At 45.7% G+C, this 3590-nt stretch carries 4 protein-coding genes; all 4 read right to left on the bottom strand.

What is annotated here, in order from left to right; translation table 11 throughout:
* Positions 1-112 precede the first annotated feature (112 nt).
* From AC4MRV_RS21645 to sdhC, 4 genes are read right to left on the bottom strand one after another with little or no spacing between them, the layout of a single operon-like run.
* Positions 113-823 (bottom strand): succinate dehydrogenase iron-sulfur subunit, encoded by a 711-nt coding sequence (locus tag AC4MRV_RS21645; protein WP_006881306.1) that lies wholly within the window; start codon positions 821-823, stop codon positions 113-115.
* 18 nt (positions 824-841) lie between these two features.
* Positions 842-2608 (bottom strand): succinate dehydrogenase flavoprotein subunit, encoded by a 1767-nt coding sequence (sdhA, locus tag AC4MRV_RS21640; protein ID WP_491189344.1) that lies wholly within the window; start codon positions 2606-2608, stop codon positions 842-844.
* Entirely contained in the window at positions 2609-2953 is a 345-nt protein-coding gene (sdhD, locus tag AC4MRV_RS21635; protein WP_006881304.1) for a succinate dehydrogenase, hydrophobic membrane anchor protein, read from the bottom strand.
* Positions 2947-3339: a succinate dehydrogenase cytochrome b556 subunit gene (gene sdhC, locus AC4MRV_RS21630; protein ID WP_038140119.1), complete on the bottom strand. Its 393-nt coding sequence runs from the start codon at positions 3337-3339 to the stop codon at positions 2947-2949. Before sdhC ends, sdhD begins: the two co-directional genes overlap by 7 nt.
* Positions 3340-3590: the final 251 nt, after the last annotated feature.

The following is a 3590-nucleotide window of genomic DNA, read 5'->3' as shown; positions in this document are numbered from 1 at the left end:
CACGCCGTTGTGCATATTTTCCCTTAACCAGTAGTTTTCACGTTTGCTTCGGTCTTACGCCGAGCTATTAAGAGCCGACCCATCATTAGGTCGGCAATTTTTTGTTGTTACATTAAACCGAGCGGTTTACTAGCATAGTCTTTATATGACCAATTGCTTTCGTCGGATTTAGTCCCTTAGGACAAACACTTACACAATTCATGATGCCGTGGCAACGGAAAACGCTAAATGCGTCATCAAGATTTGATAGACGTTCGTCTGTCGCTGTATCACGGCTATCAATTAACCAACGATAAGCAGCCAGAAGACCCGCAGGACCGATAAATTTGTCTGGGTTCCACCAGAAAGATGGGCATGAAGTTGTACAACATGCACACATGATACATTCATACAGGCCATCTAGATGAGCACGCTCATCCGGTGTTTGCAGGTTCTCGCGTGATGGCGGTAGAGCACCGTCATCAATCAAGAAAGGCTTAACTTTCGCATAGTTATCGTAGAACTGTGTCATGTCAACAATAAGATCGCGAACCACAGGCAAACCTGGTAGTGGACGAATGACAATCTTGTCTGCTTTTAGTGCAGAAAGTGGTGTGATACACGCCAGACCATTTTTGCCGTTCATGTTCAGACCATCGGAACCACAAACACCTTCACGACATGAGCGACGGAATGAGATGCTTGGGTCTTGCTCTTTAAGCAGAATCAACGCATCCAAAAGCATCATATCTGAGCCTTCTTCCACTTCAAGCGTGTAGTCTTTCATGTAAGGCTTCTGGTCAACATCCGGATTGTAGCGGTACAAAGAGAAATTCAGTTTCATATTCTTATCCTCCTTTCCTTAGTACGTACGTGCTTTCGGTGGGAACGCATCACGGTGAATTGGTTCCATGTTTACATCACGCTTCGCCATCGCTTCCGTTTCTGGGTTGTAGATTGAGTGACATAGCCACTGCGCATCATCACGGTCAGGGAAGTCAAAACGAGCATGTGCGCCACGACTTTCTGTACGGTAGTTTGCCGCTACAGCTGTTGCGTATGCTGTTTCCATCAAGTTCTCTAGTTCTAGACACTCAATACGCTGAGTGTTGAACTCGGTAGATTTATCAGCAAGGTGTGCGTTCTTCAGACGCTCACGGATAACTTTAAGCTCTTCCAGACCTTTAGCCATTGCATCACCTTCACGGAATACCGAGAAGTTGTTCTGCATACATTGCTGTAGATCTTTACGGATTTGTGCTGGGTCTTCGCCCTCAGTGCTGTTTTCCCAACGGTTGTAACGCTCTAAAGAACGCTCAATGTCTGCTTCAGTTGCTGGTTTCGCTTCCGCTTGCTTAGCAAGAGTTTCACCTAGGTGCAGACCTGTTGCACGACCGAATACAACCAAGTCTAGTAGTGAGTTACCACCCAAACGGTTAGCGCCGTGTACTGATACAGATGCGATTTCACCACAAGCGAATAGGCCTTGAACTTCAACATCAGCGCCGTTTTCATCTTGCTTGATTGCCTGACCAGAAACCTGAGTTGGGATACCCCCCATCATGTAGTGACAGGTTGGGATTACTGGAATTGGTTCTTTTACTGGATCAACGTGAGCGAATGTACGAGACAATTCACAAACACCTGGTAGGCGTGACTCAAGCGTCTCTTTGCCTAGGTGGTCCAGTTTCAGTTTAATGTGAGGACCCCAAGGGCCATCACAGCCGCGGCCTTCACGGATTTCGATCATCATTGAACGAGCAACAACGTCACGACCAGCAAGGTCTTTCGCGTTTGGCGCGTAACGCTCCATGAAGCGCTCCCCATCTTTATTAAGTAGGTAACCACCTTCACCACGACAACCTTCTGTTACAAGAACACCTGCGCCAGCGATACCCGTTGGGTGGAACTGCCACATTTCCATGTCTTGCATTGGAACGCCCGCACGTAATGCCATACCGACACCATCACCGGTGTTAATGTGAGCATTCGTTGTTGATGCGTAAATACGACCCGCACCACCCGTAGCTAGGATGGTTGCTTTAGATTTGAAGTAACAAACCTCACCCGTTTCCATACATAGCGCAGTACAACCTAGAACAACACCATCTTCGTTCTTAACAAGGTCAAGTGCATACCACTCAGAGAAAACCGTTGTTTTGTGCTTGATGTTTTGTTGGTAAAGAGTATGTAGAAGCGCGTGACCTGTACGGTCAGCTGCAGCAGCTGTACGAGCTGCCTGCTCACCACCAAAGTTCTTTGACTGACCGCCAAATGGGCGTTGGTAAATTGTACCATTGTCAAAACGAGAGAAAGGAAGACCCATTTTCTCTAGCTCGATAACAGATTCAGGACCGTTCTTACACATGTATTCGATAGCGTCTTGGTCGCCAATGTAGTCAGAACCTTTAACTGTATCGTACATATGCTGTTCCCAGTGGTCTTCGTGTGCGTTACCTAACGCAACAGTAATACCACCCTGTGCTGATACAGTATGAGAACGAGTAGGAAATACTTTAGAGAGCAACGCACAAGATAGGCCTTGCTCAGAAATTTGTAGCGCAGCACGCATGCCTGCACCACCAGCGCCGATTACTACGGCATCAAATTCGCGAACTGGAATAGACACTTACGCACCCCACAGAATAAATAGACCAGAGAAGAAATAACCAAACAATACGGCAATAACGCCCAACTGTAGGCCACCACGAAGCTTCGCGCATTTAATGTAGTCAGTAAGAACCTGCCACAAGCCAATCCACGCATGGATTAGAACTGAAACCAACGCTAGCATCGTGAACACTTTAGTGAACGTGCCACCAAAGAACTGAGTCCAAGATACGTAAGAAATATCCGTGAAAGCACAAAAGCTAACCAGATAGATAGTGTAAAGTGTCATGATGATCGCGGTAGCACGAATTAATAAGAAATCGTGTACGCCATTACGACCAAAAGATGAAATATGTTTTACCACACCATGATCCCCGCTAATAATGACAATACGGCAGTCGCTGCGAATGCAACCTTAGCGCTCATCGCACCAGATTCCAGCTCTTCAAAATGACCAAGATCCATCAATAGATGACGGATACCACCAGCAATGTGGTAGGCCAATGCCGTTAGGATTCCCCACAAGATAAACTTCACAAAGAAGCCATCCACGATGTCGACCGCTTCCGCGTAACCGACTGGAGAAGATAAGGATATGGATAGTAACCAAAGTAGGATCCCGACCGCGACAAACGTAATTACACCGGAGACACGGTGTAAAATAGATGCGATTGCTGTGATCGGAAAGCGAATGGTCTGTAAATCTAAATTAACAGGTCTTGACTTTCTTTCTTTCACGGGCTTGCTCACTCAGCTCCATTGAGCATTTATAGTTATGAACGAATTTTGGTTGCAAACCTGCAAAAGTTAACATTTATTTAACAAGCAACCCCTTCATTCGACCAAGTATTTTGTAAAATATTTGTTAACAACAAGACTTCAAACTTCACCTCACTATTGTTTCAAGCCTTGAATTTATTAGGTTTCCACCAAAATTTACTGCGCCACTATACGGCTGGCAACATTCTAATACAATTGATGTAACAATTTTTGCTACACAG

The sequence above is a fragment of the Vibrio sp. genome (genome assembly GCF_984391705.1).
The sequence above is the reverse complement of the archived record's forward strand: the minus strand, read 5'-3'. Positions and strand labels throughout refer to the sequence as shown.